We start from the raw sequence: 1,973 nt of genomic DNA, 5'->3' as shown, positions 1-1,973 counted from the left end.
CCCCCAACCCGATGATGAACTGCTCGACCCCCGGTTCGACGTGTGCGGCCGCCCGCCGCCACGCACCCGTGACCCGATCCACTTCGCCAAAGCGCCCGGTGAGCGCCAGCGCCCAACACGTGGGCATGGCCGCCCACATCGTGGCCAACGGCAGATCCGAGCCGCACAGCGCCAGCCCCGCATCGGCGGTCGTCACAACGTCGCCGGACAGGCACGCAAACGACAGCTCCAGGGCCGAGACCAGACCAACCAGCGCCGCCGAATCGACCCGAGGCTTCACGTTCGCGATCACCGCTCGCGCGTCGTCGACCCGCCCGCAATCGAAGAACAGGTTCATGGCCCGCACGCAGCCCCACCGCGCGGTCAGCAGCTCATTGCCCGCGTCGGGTTCGACACCGCCGAGCACCGCCTCGGCCTCATCGCCGCGGCCCAGCCAACTGAGTGCCTCACCCAGCACCAGCGCCGCCGGCAGACCACCGCCGCGCTCGAACGCGAACCGGCTCAGCTCCTCGGCAAAAGCGAAATTCGAGACGGTCATCGCGCTTTGCGCCGCATCGGTGATCACGTTTAGGTCCGGCGGCATGTCGCTGCGCATCATGAACTGGGCCAGCCGGATCCGGCCGCGCACATCGGGCAACCTCAGGCGCTTGCCCCCGGCTCGCAGATGCTTCAGAAAAGCTTGGGCCAGCACGGTATTGAGTTGTCGTGACCGCACCGCTCCGGCCAGCCGGATCGCCGCCTCGCCCACGATGGGGTGATTTAACTGCGCCACGGCACCGGCCCCGTCGACAAGCAGCTGGATCAGGCCACGGCGCTCCAGGCGGGCCACCGCGTCGGCGTCGCACAGCCCGCGCAGCACCTCCCAGTCCACCAGCTCCCCGGTCGCCAGAATCTCCACCGCCTCCAATTCCTCCGGGGCCAGGGAGCGTAGCCGGAACTCCAGCAGGTCGTTGAGTTCGTCGTCGCCGTGCAACGGGCCGTGAAGTCGCCACCCGGTCTCGGTGCGCACCAGCACGCCGCTGTCCCGACCGGCGCTCAGTAGACCGCGCAGCAGCAACACATTTCCCGCGGTCCGGCGGTACAGCTCGTCGACCAGCTGGCTGTTGACGGCGCCGCCGAGCACCGCGCGGGCAAGTTCCTCGGTTTGTGCCCGGCTGAACGCGGTGATCTCCATGCGGTGCAGCAGTTGCTCTTTCCACAATGCGGTCACCGCGTCGGCCACGGCCTCCCCGGAGCGGATCGTGGTGATCAACCGGGCCGCGCCCCCGGCCGCCAGCTGGTAGACCAGCGACGCCGACAGCGGGTCGAGCAACTGGGCGTCGTCGACGACGAGGACGAGGTTCTCTTCCCGCTCCAAGGTCTTGTGGGCAGCGGCCAGCATGGTGGCGGGGGCGGCCGGGCCGTCGACGGTCACCGACCGCGAGAACGCGCCCAGTGGTACGGCCCGGCCCGCCTCGGTGCCCAGCACGAACCGCACGGTGTGCCGCTCCGATTCCAGGGTGCGGGCGAGCGCGCGGGCCAGGGTCGACTTGCCGACCCCGGATTCCCCCACCAACACCACCCCGCGACGTTGCGTGTCGCCGCCGAATGCACTCAACGCGCGACGCAATTCGTCGTCGCGAGCCACTATCGGCCAGTCCGAGGCGCGTCTGGACTCGGCGTACATCGGAACCCCCAGGGTGCTGGGTCACCGCTCCGCGCCCAGATTTTACGCTGGGGTCCCCGAGCCCAAGGGGCGTTCAACGGGTTGCGGGCGCCGCGGCGTTAGCTGGGGTGATCCGGTTTGAGGAGATCGATGAGCTGCTCGCGGGTGTTGATGCCGAGTTTGGCGAAAATCCGGTACAGGTGCCCGTCGATGGTGCGCACCGACACGATCAGCCGATCCGCGATCTGACGATTCGACCACCCCGACGCCACCAGGGTGGCGATCTCGCGCTCCCGCTCGGTGATCGGCAACGGCCGCGCCGCGGCCA

The 1,973-nt window shown here is 69.4% G+C and carries 2 protein-coding genes; both read right to left on the bottom strand.

From position 1 onward, the window contains the following. Nucleotides 1–1,627 (bottom strand): AAA family ATPase (locus BKN37_RS27005; RefSeq protein WP_131823724.1); only part of this gene is annotated, 1,627 nt, incomplete at its 3' end. A gap of 137 nt (nucleotides 1,628–1,764) precedes the next feature. Then, nucleotides 1,765–1,973 (bottom strand): response regulator transcription factor (locus tag BKN37_RS27000; RefSeq protein ID WP_131823723.1); only part of this gene is annotated, 209 nt, incomplete at its 5' end.

It is taken from the genome of Mycobacterium talmoniae (assembly GCF_001854525.1).
GTDB lineage: Bacteria > Actinomycetota > Actinomycetes > Mycobacteriales > Mycobacteriaceae > Mycobacterium > Mycobacterium talmoniae.
The sequence above is the reverse complement of the archived record's forward strand: the minus strand, read 5'-3'. Positions and strand labels throughout refer to the sequence as shown.